We start from the raw sequence: 19,507 nt of genomic DNA, 5'->3' as shown, positions 1-19,507 counted from the left end.
ATGTCGCAAGAACCCGCGCCGCCGCCCGACGTCGAATGGGTCAAGGTGTCCGGCCCCGATGCGCTGGCGCCGCTGGACCGGCACTGGATCCGCCTCTTGCGAGTGGCGCTGCTGGCTGCGGCCGTGCTCATTGCCTGGCGCATCCTGGCGTGGCAGGAAGACTCCTACCAGCTCGCCGCCGCCGGAGCGCCCGCCGCGCAGACGAACGCCGGGTCTATGGTCACCGCGCCGCCGATTCCCGAGACGCCGGTGCCCACGGCCGTGCCGGTGGTCGTGATTTCGCCCACGCCCACGCCCACGGTTGCGCCCACGCCCACGCCAACCCCGCCGCCCACGCCCACGCCCAAGACGCACACCGTCCGGCCGGGCGAGTACCTGTCGGTGATCGCCGACTTCTACGGCGTGAGCATGAGCGCGATTCTCGAGATCAACAACATCCCCAACCCCGACAATCTGCCGGCTGGGCAGGTGCTCATCCTGCCGCCGGAGGCGGAAGTGCCCGCCGAGACCGAGCTCCCAGCGACCTACATCGTGAGGCCCGGCGAAACGCTGAGCACTATTGCCGTGGCGCTGGGCGTCACCGTTGAAGAGCTGATCGCCGCCAACGACATTCCCGACCCGAACAACATCTTCGTCGGGCAGGAGTTGAACGTGCCGGGCGGTGGGTCGTGAGGCGGGTAGGATTGTTGCGCGCGGCGGGCGCCCGTAGACTGGCGGGGCTCGCTGGATCGGGGGCCGGCGTCAACTTTGGCGTCGGCGCACCACGCCTTACCCACCGGATGCTGAACGTCCACACTCACGCCTGCGGGACGGGGACTTGAGGAAGAGGAGACAGACGTAGATGGCAGCGACAAGCGACGACGCGCCACGCGTCAATGAATGGCAGCGCGTCGGCGGCCGCGCCGGCGGCACGATCACGGCCATCGCCGGCGCCGATCAGGCCGAGGGCGCGCGGCGGCTCTTTGCCGGGACGATGTCCGGGGTCTACGTGTCGGACGACGGCGGCGACTCCTGGCGGATTTCCAACCGCAACCTCACCAGTCCCTACGTGCAAGCGCTGGTCGCCTCGCCGGCCGTCACCGAGGACGGCACGGTCTTCCTGGGAGTGGTCGGCGGCGGGGCCTTCAAGTCGTTCGACCGCGGCGACACCTGGAATCAGCTGGCCTTCTGGAGCACCATGCCCAACGTGGTGGCCATTGGCCTGTCCCCGGCCTACGACACGGACCGCATGGCCTTCCTGGGCAGCGACGCCGACGGCGTGTTCCGGTCGACGAACGGCGGGCGGAGCTGGAATCCGTCCAGCAGCGGGCTCACCGGGCTGTCGGTGCAAGCCGTCGCGGTCTCGCCGAACTTCACCAACGATCAGATGGTCTTCGCGGGCATCGTGGACGGGGGGCTGTGCCGCTCGACCGACGCCGGTCGGACCTGGACGCAGCTGGGCAAGTCGACCGTCGGCACCGCCACGGTGCAGGCGGTGGCGCTGTCGCCCGCGTTCAAGGACGCCCGGGTGGTGGTGATCGGCACCGAGGAGCATGGCCTCTGGCGCTCGACGGACGGCGGACGTCGCTGGGACGCCATCGAGGACGTGGCCTCGCAGTCGATCAACGCCGTCGCCATGTCCCCGAACTTCGGTGAGGATCAGCTCGCCGTGGCCGGGACCGGCGACGCCGGCGTTCTGGTGAGCAGCGACGCCGGGCAGACCTGGACGCTGCGCTCGGTCGGCGACGAGGTGGGCGCCGTGCTGAGCGTGTCGGTGATGGCCGACGGCGGCACGACGACTATTTGGGCCGGCACCTACGAGACTGGCCTGTATCGGTCGACGGACCTGGGTGAAACCTGGGAAGCGGCCAACAACGGCATCACGAGCCAGAACTGGGTCACCCTGGCCCTCAGTCCGGCCCTTGCCCGCGACGGAACCATGTTCGCCGGCGGAACCGGCACGGGGGTGTTCCGGTCGACCGACGGCGGCGAGTCGTGGGCGCCGATCACCGAGGACTACGCGGAAGCCGACGTGACGGGCCTCGCCATTTCGCCGAACTACCGGCGCGACCGCATCGTGTTTGCCGCGACCAGCATTGGGCTGCTGCGCACCACGGACGGTGGCGATGAGTGGCGCGAGATGGACCGCGGCATCGACACCGAGGAGATTCGCGCGGTTGGCGTGTCCTCAACATATGCCCGCGATCGCACGGTGTTCGCGGGCGGTCCGCTGGGCCTGGGATACAAGAGCAGCGACAACGGCAACTCGTGGACGCAGATCGACTACGAGTTTGACGGCGAGACCATCGCGGCCATCGCCACCGGCCCCGACTTTGCCAGTGACCAGACGGTGTTCTTCGGGACCCTAGGCGAGCGCACGGCGGCGGTGCACCTGAGCCGGGACGGCGGAGCGACCTTCGAGCGGTTCGTGGAGCACGACTCCGCGACGCCGTGGATTGCCCTGGGGATTCCGGCATCCTTCACCCCGGAGGACCGCTGGTGGATGTTCGCCACGGCGGGCCAGGTGTTCAAGCCGGCGGAGCGCATTTCGGATACCTGGAGCGGCACCTTCCCGGCGAGCCGGCGCTCAGCCGTGCTGGCGGTGGTGCCGGCCCCGGTGCCGGGCGATGAGCGTGTGTTCGCCGCCACCAGCGCCGGGGTCTATCGCAGCGCAACGAGTGGCGCGTCGTGGCAGCCCATCAACGAGGGTCTGAGCAACCTGGCGGTGCTCACCGTCGTTGCGTCACCGGACTTCGCCGAGGACCAGAGCGTGTACGCGATGGCGCTGGGCGGCGAGATCTGGCGCTGGGTCGACGAGCCGCCTGAAGCCGACGAAGAATCGGGCGCGGCTGGCGACGGGGAGTAGGCGGCGCGGACGGGGTTGGTCGTCCCCCTCACCCCCGGATCAAGTCCGGGGCAGGCTCTAACCCTTTCCAACGATGGGGAGAGGGGACCCGACTGGCCGCGACTGAAACTCCCAGGCTGCGCGCAGCCTGGGCCACCGGATTCCGGGCGGGTGGCTTTACCCGACGATCGAGTAGAGCCAGGTGCCGAGCACGAGACTCAACGTGGCCAGGGTGAGCAGCACCACGAGTCCGGTGCGTGACACCCGCCAGGATCTTGGCCGCTCTATCATTACGCGGTGGTCCTTGGGTGGTTTCGGGATGGGTCGCTGGGTGCACTTTAGGCAGGCGCGACGGCCGGGGCAAGGGGCGCGTCGCGCGTTGTTGGGGCAGGGCGCCTCTGCTAGACTCGCCCGGCTCGCGAGGGTGTGAATGTTTTCACAAAGCCCTTGGGATCGGACTGAGTCGAAATGGGCCTGCTGCGCGCGGCGGCGCTGGCACTCCAGTTCGGCTCGCTGGTCGGGGCGATGTTCATCGTCGGCATCCTCGGGGGTCGGTGGCTCGATGAGCGGTTGGACCTCAGCCCGCTCTTTTTGCTTGTGGGATTGATGCTCGGTCTCGTCGGCTCGGCCTACGTTTTCTACCGAATCATGTCCGCGTTGTCGCGCGGGGATCGCTAGCGCATGTCGAGCGCCAGCCCACCTCCGGTACAGGAGGTCAGGTTCGCCGAGGAAGGCGCCGACCTTGCCCCTCACATCAGCGCGGCGGCGGAGCCGCTGGGCCACTTTGGGCCCTTCACCTTCACCAACTCCATGCTGATGATGTTCATCACCATGGCCCTGCTGCTGGTCGTGGCCTGGCTGGCGTCGCGGCGGATTCGCCAGGATCCTGAGGCGGCGCTGGTGCCCGAGGGCCTGCAAAACGCGGCCGAGGCGGTGATCGAGTTCCTCGACGAGCTGGTGCAGTCGACGGTGGGCAAGAAATACGCCCAGCGCCTGCTGCCGATCGGGGCCACCTTCTTTATCTTCATCCTGGTCGCCAACTGGTTCAGCCTGTTGCCGGGCATCGGCACCATCTGGCTGGTCGTTCCGGACCCGCACGACCCGGCGCACGAGATCGCGGCGCCGATCTTCCGACCGGCGACCGCCGACATCAACATGACGCTGGCACTGGCGATCTTGGCGTTCCTCGTCATCCATGGCTCCGGCATCCGGGCGCACAATCCTGTGGGCCACATCAAGGAGATGTCCCAGGTCGCGCTGCTGGCGCCGGTGTTTATCCTGATCGAGCTGTTCGTGGTCATTTCGCTGTCGTTCCGACTCTTCGGCAACCTGTTTGCCGGGGAGGTGGTGCTGAACGGCCCGATCCTGGCGGGATTCGCGCTGGGGCATATCCCGCTGATCGGGGTCGTGTTCCTGGTCCTTGAGTTACTGTTCGGGCTGGTTCAGGCCGTAATCTTTTTCATGCTCAGCATGGTGTTCACGGGACAAGCCGTGGCTGAGTCGGGTCACGAGGCGCACTAGACGCCGCGAGGAGGGGTTGGACGCATGGAACAAGCTGCAAACCTGGCACCGTTGGGCGCCGGGTTGGCAATTGGCATCGGCGCTATCGGGCCGGGCCTGGGAATTGGTCTTGGGGTGCAGGCGGCCATGAACGCCATCGGTCGCAATCCAGAGGCCGCCGGCGACATCCGCAATACGATGATCGTGGGTCTCGGCTTGGCCGAGGCCATCGGCATCTACGCGTTCATCATCGGCATCCTTCTGGCGTTCGGCTAGGACGGCGACCGCTGCAACCGTAGTCGGAGGCGACGCTGATGGACGGGTTAATCAACTCACTGGGGATCAGCGGCTGGAACATTCTCTTCCAGCTGGTGAGCTTCGTGATTTTCTTGTATCTGATGCGGCGTCTGCTGTTCGGGCCGATCACGCAGATGCTGCGCCGGCGCCGCGAACGGATCAGCGAGAGCCTGCAGGAGGCGGAGTCCCTGCGGGGGCAGGTCGAGCGCGAGCGAGCGGAGTTTCAGGCCGAGCTCGCCGGCGCCCAGGCCGAGGCCCAGCGGATCCGCGACGAGGCCGCTCGCAGCGCCGAAGCGCTGCGCACGCGCGAGGTCGAGCGCGCGCGCAAGGAAGCGGAACGGCTTCGCAATGAAGCCCACGCGGAGATCGACCGTTCGCGGGCGCAGGTCCGCGAGGAGATTCGCCGCGAGACGGCGGATCTGGTGCTGGGCGCCACGGCCCGCGTGCTGGATCGCTCCATCGACGACCCCGAGCACCGCCGCCTGGTGCAGGAAGCCCTGGCGGACGTCGACGGGGGCGCCCGGTGAGACAGGGCGCAGCCGCGCGCCGACGCCGCGCCCGCACCTACGTGCAGGTGGTGGTGGCCGCGGCGCAGCGCGAGGACTCCTGGGACGACTGGGAGAGCGACCTGCGCACGCTGCGGGCCATCGCGGACGACGACTCCGTGCGGACGTTTCTCGAGAACCCGGGGACGCCGCTGGCCGAGCGACTGGACCTGGTTGATCGGGTGGCCCGGTCATCCGTGAGCGTGAACGGCCTCGGACTGCTGCACGTGCTGGTGACGAGCCGGGACGTTGACGCGCTGCCGGAGATCGAGCGCGGGTTCTTGCGCGTCGCCGACCGCGAGCGCCGCCTGGACCGCGTGCACGTGACCACGGCGGCTCCGTTGCAGGAGACCGAGACGGAAGAGTTGCGCCAGCGGCTGGCCCAGCCGGGCCGCCGGCTGCACCTCACCACCACGACCGACCCCGCCCTGTTGGGCGGCTTCGTGGTGCGACGCGGCGACAATGTTTTGGATTTGAGCGTGCGCGCCCGGCTGCAATCGCTGGGCCGAGCGTTGCGCTAGGCGCGAGGGACGCGAATGTCTATCAGCCCGCAAGAAATCGCAGACGCCCTACGGCGAGAAATCGAGGGCTTTCAGGCCAGCGCTCAGCAGGCCAACGTGGGCAATGTGCTCGAGGTCGCCGATGGCGTCGCGCAGGTCACGGGCATCTCCGAGTGTCTGGCGGGCGAGCTGCTGGAGTTCTCCGGCGGCGTGATGGGTATGGCGCTCAACCTGGAAGAAGACACCGTGGGCGCGGTGATCCTCGGCGACTACCTGACGATTCAGGAAGGCGACGAGGTGCGCACCACCGGCCGCGTGGCCGAGGTGCCCGTGGGACCGGAGATGCTCGGCCGCGTGGTGAACGCGCTGGGTGAGGCGGTGGACGGCAAAGGACCGATCACCGCCAGCGCCACGGACGTGATCGAGAAGGTGGCGCCCGGCGTGGCGCTGCGCCAGGACGTGGATACGCCGGTGCAGACGGGCATCAAGGCCATCGACGCGATGATTCCGATCGGCCGCGGCCAGCGCGAGCTCATCATCGGCGACCGCCAGATCGGCAAGACCGCCATCGCCCTGGACACGATCATCAACCAGCGCGGCGGCGACCTGATCTGCATCTACTGCGCCATCGGCCAGAAGGAAAGCGCCGTGGCGCAGGTGGTGGCCTTGCTGCAGGAATACGGCGCGCTGGAGCACACCATCGTGGTGGCCGCCACCGCCAGCCAGCCGGCCGCCCAGCAGTTCATCGCACCTTTCGCCGCCTGCACGATGGGCGAATACTTCCGCGATCGCGGCCAAGACGCGCTGGTGATCTTCGACGACCTCACCAAGCACGCCTGGGCCTATCGCCAGGTGTCGCTGGTGCTGCGCCGCCCGCCGGGCCGCGAGGCCTACCCGGGCGACGTGTTCTACCTGCACTCCCGGCTGCTCGAGCGGTCGGCCCGCATGCACGACGACCAGGGCGGTGGGTCGCTTACGGCCCTGCCGATCATCGAGACGCAGGAAGGGGACGTGAGCACCTACATCCCCACCAACGTCATCTCGATTACCGACGGCCAGATATACCTGGAAGCCGACCTGTTCAACGGCGGCATCCGACCGGCGATCAACGCCGGGCTGTCCGTGTCGCGGGTGGGCGGCGACGCGCAGATTCGCGCCATGAAACAGGTGGCCGGCCAGCTGCGGCTGGGCCTCGCGCAGTTCCGCGAGGTGGCGGCGTTTGCGCAGTTCGCCTCCGATCTGGACCGGGCCACGCGCAACCAGCTTGAACGCGGCGCGCGCTTGACCGAGCTGCTCAAGCAGAAGCAGTTCGAGCCGGCGCCGATCGAGGAGCAGGTCTGCATCATTCACGCCGGCACCTCGGGCGCGGTGGACGCCGTGCCGACCGATCAGGTCGACAGCTTCGAGCAGGAGTTGCTCGACTTCCTGCGCTCGGGGCAGGCGGAGCTGTTGGACCGCATTCGAGAGTCGCGCGAGCTGAGCGACGAGGACGAGGCTGCGCTTGACGCGGCGATCGCCGACTTCACGACCAACACGTTCTCGGGCCGAGCCGCGATGGCCGGCAGCTAGCCGATGGCCAACCCGCTCGAGCTGCGACGCCGCATTCGCAGCGTCGAGAACACGCGGCAGATCACCCGGGCCATGCAGCTCGTGGCGGCCTCGCGCATGCGGCGCGCCCAAGACGCGGCGGACGCCGCGCGACCTTACGCGCAAGAGGTTCTGGGGCTGATGCAGCAACTCGTGGCGGCCACCGGCGACGACCTGCTGCCGCCGATGCTCCAGACGCGGCCCGTGGAGCACTCGGCCTACGTGGTTATGACGACGAACCGTGGATTGTGCGGCGCGCTTAACACCAACGTCGTGCGACAGGCGATGGAAGACATCGAGGAGTCGCGGGCCAGCGCGGAAGTGTCGGTGATCGTGATCGGCCGGCGCGGACGCACGTCGCTGGCGCGGCTGGTGCCCATGCAGGCGGCCTTCACCGACATTTCGGACCGGCCGACGTCGGCGGACATCCTCCCCATCGCGCGGCTCGTGATGGACGGTTACCTGGCGGGCGACTTCGACGAGGTCCAGATCGTGTACCCGGAGTTCGTGAACACCTTGACGCAGCGGCCGATGTCGCTGCGCCTGCTGCCCGTCGTGCTGCCCGAGGAGACCGATCCCCGCGACGCCGACGTGATTTTCGAGCCGGACCCGGCCACGGTGCTCGAGGCGCTGGTGCCGCGATTCATCGAGACCGTGCTCTACGAAACGCTGCTCGAGCTAACCGCCAGCGAACACAGCGCGCGCATGGTGGCGATGCGCGCGGCGACGGAAAACGCCAGCGAGCTCATCGACGCCCTGGGGCTCACCTACAACAAACTGCGGCAAGCCAAGATCACCAGCGAGATCATCGACATCGCCTCCGGCGCCAACGCGCTGGCGCAGCGCGCGTGAGGGAAGGATTGGGAATGGCGAGCGGACGCATCGCACAAATCATCGGGGCCGTCATTGACGTCGAGTTCCCGGCCGGCGAGTTGCCGGCGCTCTACAACGCGCTGGAGGTCGAGGCTCCGGACCGCGACGACCGCGTGGTGCTGGAAGTCGAGCAGCACGTCGGCGACGGTCGCGTGCGGTGCGTCTCCATGCGCCCGACCGAAGGTCTGAGCCGCGGGCTGCCCGTGGCCGACCTGGGCGGACCGATCTCGGTGCCGGTCGGCGCGCCCACGCTGGGACGCGTGTTCGACGTGACCGGCGAGCCGATCGACGGCAAGGGCGAGGTCGTCACCGAGTCGCGGTATCCCATTCACCGGGCGCCGCCGCCGCTGACCGAGCAGACGACGCAGGCGGAGGTCTTCGCCACCGGGCTGAAGGTCATCGACCTCATCGCGCCGTTCACGCGAGGCGGCAAGACCGGCGTGTTCGGCGGCGCGGGCGTGGGCAAGACGGTGATCATCATGGAGATGATCAACAACATCGCCGTGCAGTACGGCGGCTACTCCGTGTTCTGCGGCGTCGGCGAGCGCACGCGCGAGGGCACGCAACTGATCCGTGAGATGACGGAGGCCGGCGTCATCGGCAACGCTTGCATGGTGTTCGGCCAGATGAACGAGTCGCCCGGGGCGCGCCTGCGGGTTGGGCTGGCGGGTCTGGCGCTGGCCGAGTACTTCCGCGACGAGGAAGGGCGCGACTTGCTGCTCTTCATCGACAACATCTTCCGCTTCACCCAGGCGGGCTCCGAGGTATCGGCGCTGCTCGGGCGCATGCCGTCGGCGGTGGGCTATCAGCCGTCGCTGGGCACCGAGATGGGCGAGTTGCAGGAACGCATCACCTCGACTACCTCGGGCTCGATCACCTCGCTCGAGGCGATCTACGTGCCCGCGGACGACTACACGGACCCGGCGCCGGTGACGACGTTTGCCCACCTGGACGCCACGATCCGGCTGGAGCGTTCCATCGTGGAGCGCGGCATCTATCCGGCGGTGGACCCGCTGACGAGCACCTCGAAGATTCTCGATCCGCGCATCGTGGGCGAGCGTCACTACGACGTGGCGCGCGGCGCGCAGCAGGTGCTGCAGCGGTTCAAGGACCTGCAGGACATCATCGCGATCCTGGGTATCGAGGAGCTCTCGGAAGAGGACCGCCTGACGGTGGTGCGCGCGCGCAAGATCGAGCGGTTCTTCTCGCAGCCGATGAACGTGGCGGAGGCCTTCACGGGCCAGCCGGGCGTGATCGTGCCGGTGGAGGAGACGATCCGCGGGTTCGAGGAGATTCTCGCGGGCGAGCATGACGAATTGCCCGAGCAGGCGTTCTACATGGTGGGAACGATTGACGAGGCCGTGGCGAAGGCCGAACAGCTCGCCGCCGAAGGCTAGGCGCGGCGTCGGTCCATCGCGACGGTCAGCGGAATGCACCCCCAACCCAACCCTCTCGCGTCAAGGGAGAGGGGATCAGACCGTGGACGAGGAGCGGGAAGTCGCCTGATGCCGATCAACGTGTTGCTCAACGCAACAGTCGTCTCGAAACGCTCTGATATTCTCGACGAGGAGGCGTAGATGGCTGGGTTGACCCTCACCGTCGTCTCGCCGGAGCGGGAAGTTCTGCGCGAGGACGACGTCGATATGGTCGTTGCGCCCGGAATCGACGGCGAGCTCGGGCTGATGCCGCGCCACGCCCCGCTGGTGACCCAATTGCAGGCCGGCACGCTGCGCTATCGCAGCGGCGGCGATGAACGCTTTCTCACCATCCTGGGCGGATTCCTCCAGGTCATGCAGGACACGGTGACGGTGCTCGCGGACGGCTCGGAGCGGTCCGACGAGATCGACGTGGAGCGGGCCGAGCGCGCCCGCGCCGAGGCGCTGCGCGAGCTCGAGGAGGCGCGCGTGGGCGGAGACGACGCGACGGTGATCCGGGCGCGGCTGGCCCTGCTTCGGGCGCTGGCGCGCATCCGCACCGCGCAACGGGCAGGGCGCGGCTAAGGCCGGCCCCGTGGCCGCAGCCCTCGCCGACGCCACCACGACCACGCCCGCCACGCGGGTCGCAATCACCGGCGGCCGGTCGCTGCAGGGCGCCTATCGCGTGCCCGGCGCCAAGAACGCGGTGCTGCCCATGATGGCCGCGTGCCTGCTGACGGAGGAAACCTGCGTCATCGAGGACATCCCGCTCATCACCGACATCATGGTCATGGCCGAGCTGCTGCGTGGACTCGGCGCACAGGTGGAGATCGACACTGAGCGCCGATCGGTCGCCATCACCGCGGCCGGCGTCCACTCGACCCGCCCCGATCCCCGCCTAGTGCGCGCCATGCGGGCGTCGTTTCAGGTAACCGGACCGCTGCTCTCGCGCTTCGGACGGGTGGACTGCCACGCGCCGGGCGGTTGCCAACTGGGGACCCGCCCGGTGAACGTGGACATCGAGGGTTTCGAGGTCATGGGCGCCTCCATCGCCCTCGGCGGCGGCGTCTACCAGGCGGTGGCCGACCCGCTGGTCGGCGGCCAGGTCTACCTGGACTACCCGAGCCACACCGGCACGCAAAACCTGCTGATGGCGGCCACGCTGGCCAGCGGCTACACGACCATCGTGCACGCGTCGCGCGAGCCGGAAGTGATCGCGCTGGTGCACTTCCTGCGCAGCATGGGCGCCGAGATTCACGGCGAGGGCACGAGCACGATCGGCGTGCAGGGCCAGTCGCGGCTCTTCGGCACGGTGGCGCGCGCGATCCCGGACCGGATCGTGGGCAGCACGATGGCGGTGGCGGCGGCCATTACCGCCGGCGACGTGGAATTGCTGAACGTGCGCCCCGACCACCTGCAGCCGGTGCTCGTCAAGCTTGCTGCCATGGGGGTGGCGCTGCACGAGACGAACCGCTCCGTGCGCGTCATCGGCAGCCCGATGCTCAGCGCCACCGCCATCCAGTGCATTCCGTTTCCGGGATTCCCCACGGACGTCCAGGCGGCGATGGGCACGCTGCTGACCCAGGCCCACGGCGAGAGCTCCATCATCGAGCGCGTCTACGACGGCAACCTGGGCTATGTGGAGCAGCTCCGGCGCATGGGCGCGGACGTGTCGGTGGATGGCCCGACGGCGCGCATCCGCGGTCCGACGCCGCTCACGGCCTGCGAGATGCAGCTGTGGCCCGACATCCGCGCCGGCGCGGCGCTGCTCTTGGCCGGGCTGGTGGCGCAGGGCACGACGGTGCTCGATGACGCGGAGATCATCCAGCGCGGCTATCAAGACCTTCCGGGCGACTTGCGAGAGCTTGGCGCCGATATCACGGTCGAGCGCCGCCCGCGCCCGGCGGCCACGGCGACGGTTGCGTAGGGAAAGCCTGAACAACCCCTGGTGATGGCAGCACGGGCCGCAATCCGGCGGGGTGGCCGACTCGCCGCACCTGGGCTGCCAGGTGTTGACCCCCATCCCAGCCTTCCCCCTTGCAGGGGGAAGGAGTCGGACCCCCATCCCAACCTTCCCCCTGGAAGGGGGAAGGGGATTCATCGGAGATTGCTTAGATGTTCCGATCCCTAAGCTCGCAGCAGCTGGGGGTCGACCTCGGCACCGCCAACGTGCTGGTCTACCTCGTCGGCGAGGGCGTGATCATCGACGAGCCGTCGGTGGTCGCCGTGTCGGTGCAAGACCGCCGCATCGAAGCCATCGGGCACGCGGCGCGCGAGATGGTGGGGCGCACGCCCGGCAGCCTGCGCGTCATGCGCCCGCTGCAGGACGGCGTGATCGCCGACTACCTGGTCACCGCGGCCATGCTGCGCTACTTCATCGAGCGAGCCGCCGGCCGCCACCGCCTCTTCCGGCCCGAGGTGATGGTGGCGGTGCCCACGGGCGTGACCACGGTGGAGCAACGCGCGGTGATGGACGCGGGCATCGCGGCGGGGGCCAAGCGCGTGCACCTGATCCCGGAGCCCCTGGCGGCGGCGATCGGCGCCAACGTGCCCATCTCCCATGCCTCGGGAAGCATGGTGGTGAATCTTGGCGGGGGCACGACGGAGATCGCGGTGATCTCGCTCAACGACATCGTGGCCGACTGCTCGGGGTCGCTGCGCGTCGGCGGCAATCGCCTGGATGAGGCCATTCGCACCTACATCAAGCGCAAATACAACCTGATGACCGGCGACCGCACGGCGGAATCGATCAAGATGCGCATCGGCAGCGCTATCGTGCTGGAACCCGCGGAAACCATGGAGGTGCGCGGGCGCGACCAGATGCAGGGCCTGCCGCGCACCGTGACGATCACGTCGGACGAGATCACGGAGGCCATCGCGGAGCCCGTGGAGCAGATCATCCGCGGCGTTCGCAGCGTGCTCGAGGCGACGCCGCCTGAGCTGGCGGCCGACATCATCGATAAAGGGCTGGTGATGACCGGCGGCACGGCGCTGCTGCGCAACCTGGACAAGCTGGTGGCGCGCGAGACCGGCGTGGCCGTGCACGTGGCGGAGACGCCCCTGCTGTGCACCGTCCGCGGCACCGGCGTCGCCCTGGAGCACTTCGACGTGCTGCAAAAGATCGTAATCTCGCACCCGTAGCACCGGCCCAGCGAGGCTGAGATGACACTAGTTCTGCAAACGTTTCCCATGCCCCCGGGGCCACAGGCCGAGCTCGAACGCGACTACGAGGTGCGGCAGGCGCCGTTCCCCGACGACGCGGAGCTGGCGGCGGCGGCGGTGGGCGCCGTGGCCGTGATCGCCGGCACCGAGTCGTGGACGCGCGAGCTGCTGGAGGCCAACGCCGGCACGCTGCGCTGCATCTCGCGCGTGGGTACCGGGGTGGACAGCATTGACCTGGCGGCCGCCACCGACGCCGGGGTGGCGGTGCTCAACGGCCCCGGCGAAATGTCGCTGACGGTGGCCGAATACTCCGTGGGCATGATGTGGACCCTCGCCCGCCGCATCTTCGACGCGGACGCCTCGGTGCGCACCGAGGGCTTCGCCAAGCGCATCGTGCTGCTGGGCAACGACCTGGCGGAAAAGACGGTGGGCATCGTGGGATTCGGGGACATCGGACGCCGCGTGGCGACGATCTGCCAGCACGGCTTCGGTATGCGCGTGCTGGCGCACACGGCCAATCCGGATCCGGCGCGGCTCGAAGCCGCAGGGATCGACGGGGCGTTCGTGTCGCTGGCCGAGCTGCTGCGCCAGTCCGACTTCGTGACGCTGCATACGCCCGTGACCGACGAGACGATGGAGATCATTGGGCGCGAGGAGATTGCGCTGATGAAGCCCGGCGCCTTCCTGATTAACAGCTCCCGCGGGCGGCTGGTGGATGAGGCGGCGGTGGTGGAGGCGCTGCACGACGGGCGCCTGGGCGGACTTGGCTCGGACGTGTTCGCCGTCGAGCCGCCGCCGGAGGACCACCCGTTCTTCCACACCCCGCGCACGATTCTGACGCCGCACTTCGGCTCGCACAGCCACGAGTCGATGTTCCGCATGGGCGATCGCGCGGTGCGTAACCTGCGGGAGTTCATGGCCACCGGCCGGTGCGAGCGGACGGTGAATCCGGAGGTCTACGACCGGCTGTCGGGATAGGAAGGCACCCACAGCATCCGGGTGGGCTGACCGAACAATCGAGGCCCGGGGCGTCTGGTTTGATCGCCATCGCGGTACCGAGATTCGAGGGTGAGGGTCAAGTCTCGACCGCGTACCGACGCCTCGCCGTGATCCGCCGCGAAGCCCCCCTCATCCCCGTATCGAGTACGGGGCAGGCTCTGTCCTTCTCCCGCCAGGGGCGAAGGGACTCAATGTCGCACCCAGTAGCCCGCTTCCACGCGGTCCAATTCCCCTCGCCCGTCACACGGGCCTCGCGTTCGTGCTGGCGGGCTCGACCCCCTCTCCCTGGATGGGAGAGGGCTGGGGTGAGGGTGATCGGCCCCAACCTCTGCGACCGCGCCCGCTACACTGCGCCGCCAGGAGGGACTGACGCCATGCCCGACCTCGTGCTGCGCGCCGCCACGCTGATTGACGGCACCGGCGCCGAGCCCATCCGGCCCGGCGAGGTGACCATTCGCGACGGAACCATCGCCGCCGTGGGCTCACCCGGCCGAAGAGACCCGGTTGACGCCGAGATCGTGGACTACGGCGACGCCACATTGCTCCCGGGCCTCATCGACGCCCACGTGCACCTCCAGTTCACCGCCGGTCCGGACCATCCCACCACCCGCGGCATCCACATGGGGGCCAGCGACGCCGAGCGCATCGCTACCGCCATCGGCAACGCCCAGCGAGGGCTAGCCACCGGCGTGACCACCATGCGCGACACCGGCGGCTACCTGACGCTCAACATGGACGTGCGCGACGCCATCAACGACGGCCACGTCATCGGCCCGCGCCTGCTGGTGTGCGGCGCGCCGATCACCACCACCGCCGGCCACCTGCACTGGTGCGGCCTGCGAGCCGACAACCGCGACGAGGTCGTCGAGGCCGTGCGCACGATGGCCGAGGCCGGGGCGGACTTCATCAAGGTCATGGCCACCGGCGGCATGATGACGCCCGGCACCTCGCCCGGCATGACGCAGTACTCGGAGTCGGAGCTGCAGGCCCTAGTGGACGACTCCCATCGGCTGCGCAAGCAGGTGGCGGCCCACGTGCTGGGCACCACCGGCTGCATCCTGGCCATCGACGCCGGCGTGGACACCCTGGAGCACTGCTCGTGGCTCGATGAAACCGGCGAGCACGGGGCCTTCCGTTTCGACGCCGAGGCCGCCGCCCGCATCCAGCCGGCCACGCAGTCGGTGCACATGACCGTCGGCGCGGGCAGCCGCGACCACGTGCGCGGGGTCGACCACCTGGACGAGATGTCCGAGGCGGACCGCGAGGAGCTGCACGCGCGCGGCGTCTACCACCGCGCCATGCGCGCCAGCGGCACGCCGCTGGTCGTCTCCAGCGACGCCGGCGTGATGACCACCAAGCACGACGAGTTCGCGCTCACTGTCATTGCGGCGGCGGTCACGCTCGACCTCTCGCCGGTCGAGGCGATCAACATCACCACCTACGCCCCCGCGAGCACCATCGGACTGGGCGACGTCACCGGCGCGCTGAAGCCGGGACTGGCCGCCGACGTTCTGGTGGTCGAGGACGACGTGGGCGAGAACATCTGCTGCGTGGCGGACCCGATCGCCGTCTACCTCGGCGGACGCGAAGTCGCCCGCGACCGGCGGCTCTTGGCGGCCTGACGGAGGCCTGCTCGCGTCCCGTCCGGTCCCCTCTCCCTTGATGGGAGAGGGCTAGGGTGAGGGTGAGGGCCTGGAACGAACCTACACGCTCCCTCGCTACCCGCCGCGCGGTCCCCCTCATCCTGTCCTTCTCCCACTAGGGGAGAAGGGACACCGCACGACGCGCTGAGTCCCCGCCATTGGTTCGCAGGCGTCCCCTCACTGTCATTCCGCGCCGCAGGCGAGGAATCTAGGGGGCGGGGAGAGCGCACAGCGTCCTTAGATTCCTCACGTTCGTTCGGAATGACGGGTGGGAGCGGCCGGATTGAGACCCGCCCGATCCGGTTCCGCGGCTACCGATACCCGACGTGAATCTCCAGCTTCTCCAACGTGAGCCGCTCGGAGCCCTCGTCCGGCGGGTTGACCCAGACGCCGAACAGGTTCTCGCCGTGCGCCAGGAACGTGGGGCTGGCCTCGAAGACCAGCCAGCCGTCCTCGACGGTCGGCGGCGGCAGCACGATATTGTTGATCCGCAGCTCGATGCGCTCCACCACGTCGGTCAGCGGCGGGCGATTGTAGAGATCGCGGTACTTGGTCGCCAGGAGCACCGGGTCGAGCCGGTCCCCGTCCGACCCGTCCTCGTCGGACAGCACCGCGCGCACGGTGATTGAGCGCACGGCCTCGGCCTCCGCGTTCACGTCGTCGCCCACCCACACGCGCACGAAGGTGTCCACCTTGCCGTCGCGGTAGTCGCTCGACTGGTTCGGCGGTCCGGGCCACTCCTCCTTGGGCTGCGGCGTGCCGGTGGGGATGTTCGGCAGCAGGGCCGGCAGCGGCGCCAGCAAGTTGGTGTTGAGGAACATCTCCCGTGGCGTGCTCCAGTCCTCCGGCGGCGGGATCATGAAGTGGCCGCCGCCGCGACGCTCGGCGAAGAACACCTTGTCGGTGCGGCGCAGCGTTTCCGGTGCGCCCAGCTCGCGCTGCGCCTGCATGCACCCGCGCCAGTAGTCGGTGTCCATCAATTCGATGTAGGTCCCGGCGCGCCGGGCTGATTCGGGCGTGCGGTCGGGATAGTTGAAGGTGCACACGCCGTCGGCGCCCTGGTGGAGCCAGTTGGCCGCCGCGCCGCGCTGCACCTCCAGCGACGGGTGGAAATAGCCGTCGCTGGAATGGTGCGCGTCGATGCACGGGAACAGCTTCACCGGATATCCCGCCGTCACGCGGCGGAAGTCGCGCACATCCACGTCGAACGTGCGGCAGCCGAGGATCAGCAGGTCCACCAGACCCTCGCGCACCCAGGTCTCGATGTCGATGCCGGTGGCGTGGCAGCTCACCACGTCGGGCGGGATCTGCACGCTCAGCAGATAGGGCCGCCCGCGCACCCGCTCCCGCTCCAGCAGCACCGCGCGCACCGTGCGCATCAGGTCGTTCAGGTGCTCGCGCAGCTCCCACTGCGGCCCCGCCGGAAAGAGGATGTCCAAGCGCGCGAAATCGAGGTTGATGCCGTCGTGGTCGAAGCGCCAGGCCACCTCGCGCACGATCTCGGTGATATGGTCCCGCACGCCCGGCTCGGCGTAGTTCATGTAGCCGCCCTCGACGGGGCCGTAGGGCCACATCAGCCACTCGGGATGCGCCGCCTTCACCGGGATCTTCATGGGCACGATCTTGGTCCCGTCCCAGCCCACGTCGTAGCCGTTCATGGCGAGCTGGTAGAAGGACTCGATGCCGCGGCGCCGCGCCTGCTCCAGCGCCAGCGACGGAATCTCCACGCCCGCCGCGACCCAGTTCTCGATCCATTCCCCGACGGGTCGCACATCGCTCTCGAACGAGGCCTCCAGGCCGCCCTCCGACCACCAGATGATCGTGTCGATCTGCGTGCCCGGCATGTCCTGCAGGCTCAGCTGCGCGTCCCACCATTTGGCCAGCTGCTCGGGCGGCGGCGGCTCGCCCACGAAGTCCTTGGGATCGCCGGTGATGTCATAGCGCACCACGATCCGCCGCCGCCGCTCCACCGCGGCCAAATGCTCCGCCGAGAGCTCGAATGGCTGCATGGGGTGTCGTCTTTCCGGCTGGCCTATCCGCGTGCTGGAACTATAGGCGGCCACGGCACACTCCGATCAACAGCCCACCCCGTCCGTCACTCCGGCCCGGTCCGTCATTCCGGCGGAGGCCGGAATCCAGGCGGAGTCTCGCGCGTGCCGGGCGGATCTGGACCCCGGCTTTCGCCGGGGTGACGAGGGAGTGCTGTTGCATTTGCCCGGTGGCCCAGGCTGCGCGCAGCCTCGGAGTCTTGACCTGCGCCGGTCCCACGCTGCACGCAGCGTGGGCCACGGTCGTTCCGAACACCCTGAGGTCGGGACTCTAGATTCCTCACGTTCGTTCGAATGACACTTCCTTGACCCACCCCAGATCGCCATGGACACTCACCCCTGAAGAAACATCGGCGTTGACGGAGACACGTCGCGGCGATCGGACCGCCGAGCGAGCCCGGGTGGGTGTGAGCCGGGCGCGGGACCGCCGCTGCTGACATCCCTCCCGAGCTGCCGGCCGAACGCTCGCTCGGGCGAGCTAGTAGACCCGGTCGGGTAGCGCCCCGTTAGCGGCGCGGTCGTCCACCACGGTGGGCGGCGGTTGAGTGGTCCGGCGTTTGCCGGACAATCGCGGGTGGCACCGCGGGTCATGAGCCCGTCCCGGAGGGGACGGGTTTTTTGTTGCGGCGCCGCACGCCAGGGAGCACGACGGGACGGCGGGTGACGATGGCGACCGAGGATCTCTACAGCAGCGACAGCTACGTGCGGAACTTCGAAGCCGTGGTCCAGCGGGCCGGCCCCGACGGCGTGGTGCTCGACCGCACCGCATTCTATCCGCGCGGCGGCGGGCAGCCCGGCGACACCGGGGAGCTTCGTGCCGGTGCCGAGGTATGGCCGGTGACCCGCGTGCAGCGACGCGCCGGCGATATCGCCCACGCGGTCGAAGGCGAGCCGCCGGAGCCCGGAACGCAGGTGACGGCGTGCCTCGATTGGGAGCGGCGCTTCCGTTTCATGCGCCTGCACACGGCGCTGCACGCGCTCTCGGGCATCGTGTGGACCGGCTGGAACGCCGACGTGACCGGCAGCAACATTTCCGATAACGGCGAACGGGCCCGCATGGACTTCTCGCTCGAAGGCATCCGCATCAACGAGATCAAGCAGGAGATCGAGGACCAACTCAACGAGTCGCTGGCCGACGGGCGCGAGGTGAAGGTCTACGAGTTGCCTCGCGAGGAGGCCTTCCAGCTTCCGGACCTGATCCGCACCCACGTGAACCTGGTCCCGGAGCACATCCGCCAGATTCGTATCGTGGAGATCGTGGACCTGGACCGCCAGGCCGACGGCGGCACCCACGTGGCCAACACCGCCGAAGTTGGGCCGGTGCGCATCGTCAACGCGGTCAACAAGGGACGCATCAACCGGCGTCTCGAAATCGCCCTGGCGGACTGACGGCGTGTTTCACAACGATTCGGCTTCGAAATCGCTGGATTCCGGCATTCGCCGGAATGACGGACGGGGGGATTGGAAACCCCTCACCCCAACCCTCTCCCGCAAGGGGAGAGGGGGCCGGACCCGGACACATTCCCACCCCGCATCGAGTACGGGGCGGGCTCTTCGCGGGAATGACGGATGGGGCGGGAATGACGGATGGGGTCAATCCCCTCACCCCGGCCCTCTCCCCAAGGGAGAGGGAGCCGGGCCCGAAAGAGGGTGGGTCGGACCCAAGGGAAAGGGACCCGGACGCTCTCACGGGGAGAGCCACTCAGACGCGGGGATTACGGACAGAGGCCTTTTGGGACCCCTCACTCCAACCCTCTCCCGCAAGGGGAGAGGGGGCCGGACCCGGACGGATTCCCGCCCCGCATCGAGTAGGGGGCAGGCTCTCCGCGGGCGTGACGGATGGGGCCAATCCCCTCACCCCGGCCCTCTCCCCAAGGGAGAGGGAGTCGGACTCGGACCGATCGACGCGGGCGACCTCCATCAGCGGCTAGGGCATCGGCCTGCACACGAGCCGCCCATGCCCACTGGGCGTGCCATCGAGTCCCTTCTCCCCTTGTGGGAGAAGGACAGGATGAGGGGAAGACTGGCGGCGGACTTTTTGGCGGAGCGGCTGAAATCGTTCCACGCATTCCCCCTCGCCCCAACCCTCTCCCCAAGGGAGAGGGAGTCGGACA

The 19,507-nt window shown here is 68.8% G+C and carries 17 protein-coding genes; 16 read left to right on the top strand and 1 reads right to left on the bottom strand.

Features of this window, described 5'->3' with window-relative positions; all coding sequences use genetic code 11:
* From OXG33_07865 to OXG33_07795, 15 genes are all read left to right on the top strand, one after another.
* Entirely contained in the window at positions 1-672 is a 672-nt protein-coding gene (locus OXG33_07865) for a LysM domain-containing protein (GenBank protein ID MCY4113837.1), read from the top strand.
* Positions 673-841: 169 nt separating this feature from the next.
* Positions 842-2,845: a hypothetical protein gene (locus tag OXG33_07860; protein MCY4113836.1), complete on the top strand. Its 2,004-nt coding sequence runs from the start codon at positions 842-844 to the stop codon at positions 2,843-2,845.
* A 447-nt stretch (positions 2,846-3,292) separates the two neighbouring features.
* Positions 3,293-3,502: an AtpZ/AtpI family protein gene (locus OXG33_07855; GenBank protein ID MCY4113835.1), complete on the top strand. Its 210-nt coding sequence runs from the start codon at positions 3,293-3,295 to the stop codon at positions 3,500-3,502.
* A 3-nt stretch (positions 3,503-3,505) separates the two neighbouring features.
* Complete coding sequence (gene atpB / locus OXG33_07850; GenBank protein MCY4113834.1) at positions 3,506-4,345, top strand: F0F1 ATP synthase subunit A; 840 nt, start codon at positions 3,506-3,508, stop codon at positions 4,343-4,345.
* A gap of 24 nt (positions 4,346-4,369) precedes the next feature.
* Entirely contained in the window at positions 4,370-4,600 is a 231-nt protein-coding gene (locus tag OXG33_07845) for an ATP synthase F0 subunit C (GenBank protein ID MCY4113833.1), read from the top strand.
* A 38-nt stretch (positions 4,601-4,638) separates the two neighbouring features.
* On the top strand, positions 4,639-5,148 hold the full coding sequence (atpF, locus tag OXG33_07840) for a F0F1 ATP synthase subunit B (GenBank protein MCY4113832.1): 510 nt from the start codon (positions 4,639-4,641) through the stop codon (positions 5,146-5,148).
* On the top strand, positions 5,145-5,687 hold the full coding sequence (gene atpH / locus OXG33_07835) for an ATP synthase F1 subunit delta (GenBank protein ID MCY4113831.1): 543 nt from the start codon (positions 5,145-5,147) through the stop codon (positions 5,685-5,687). The genes atpF and atpH overlap by 4 nt, the downstream gene beginning before the upstream one ends.
* 15 nt (positions 5,688-5,702) lie before the next feature.
* Positions 5,703-7,235, top strand: coding sequence for a F0F1 ATP synthase subunit alpha (gene atpA / locus OXG33_07830; GenBank protein ID MCY4113830.1), 1,533 nt, complete (start codon positions 5,703-5,705; stop codon positions 7,233-7,235).
* A gap of 3 nt (positions 7,236-7,238) precedes the next feature.
* Entirely contained in the window at positions 7,239-8,105 is an 867-nt protein-coding gene (gene atpG, locus OXG33_07825) for an ATP synthase F1 subunit gamma (GenBank protein MCY4113829.1), read from the top strand.
* Between the two features lie 14 nt (positions 8,106-8,119).
* Complete coding sequence (gene atpD / locus OXG33_07820) at positions 8,120-9,523, top strand: F0F1 ATP synthase subunit beta (protein ID MCY4113828.1); 1,404 nt, start codon at positions 8,120-8,122, stop codon at positions 9,521-9,523.
* A 180-nt stretch (positions 9,524-9,703) separates the two neighbouring features.
* A complete protein-coding gene (locus OXG33_07815) occupies positions 9,704-10,126 on the top strand; it encodes a F0F1 ATP synthase subunit epsilon (protein MCY4113827.1) in 423 nt (140 codons plus the stop codon).
* A gap of 10 nt (positions 10,127-10,136) precedes the next feature.
* Positions 10,137-11,468 carry a UDP-N-acetylglucosamine 1-carboxyvinyltransferase gene (murA, locus tag OXG33_07810; GenBank protein ID MCY4113826.1) on the top strand — a complete coding sequence of 444 codons (1,332 nt, stop codon included), beginning with the start codon at positions 10,137-10,139 and terminating at the stop codon, positions 11,466-11,468.
* 188 nt (positions 11,469-11,656) lie between these two features.
* Positions 11,657-12,682: a rod shape-determining protein gene (locus tag OXG33_07805; GenBank protein MCY4113825.1), complete on the top strand. Its 1,026-nt coding sequence runs from the start codon at positions 11,657-11,659 to the stop codon at positions 12,680-12,682.
* A 21-nt stretch (positions 12,683-12,703) separates the two neighbouring features.
* A complete protein-coding gene (locus OXG33_07800; GenBank protein MCY4113824.1) occupies positions 12,704-13,681 on the top strand; it encodes a hypothetical protein in 978 nt (325 codons plus the stop codon).
* 395 nt (positions 13,682-14,076) lie between these two features.
* A complete protein-coding gene (locus OXG33_07795) occupies positions 14,077-15,324 on the top strand; it encodes an amidohydrolase family protein (protein MCY4113823.1) in 1,248 nt (415 codons plus the stop codon).
* Positions 15,325-15,656: 332 nt separating this feature from the next.
* Here the strand turns inward: OXG33_07795 and OXG33_07790 are convergent, their stop codons facing one another.
* On the bottom strand, positions 15,657-17,354 hold the full coding sequence (locus OXG33_07790; GenBank protein ID MCY4113822.1) for a hypothetical protein: 1,698 nt from the start codon (positions 17,352-17,354) through the stop codon (positions 15,657-15,659).
* A gap of 705 nt (positions 17,355-18,059) precedes the next feature.
* On the opposite strand from OXG33_07790, the gene OXG33_07785 reads away from it, so the two are divergent.
* Positions 18,060-18,782 (top strand): alanyl-tRNA editing protein, encoded by a 723-nt coding sequence (locus OXG33_07785; GenBank protein MCY4113821.1) that lies wholly within the window; start codon positions 18,060-18,062, stop codon positions 18,780-18,782.
* Positions 18,783-19,507: the final 725 nt, after the last annotated feature.

The organism is Chloroflexota bacterium, from assembly GCA_026708035.1.
Classification (GTDB): domain Bacteria; phylum Chloroflexota; class UBA11872; order UBA11872; family UBA11872; genus JAJECS01.
This window is presented reverse-complemented; position numbering and strand designations above follow the sequence as displayed.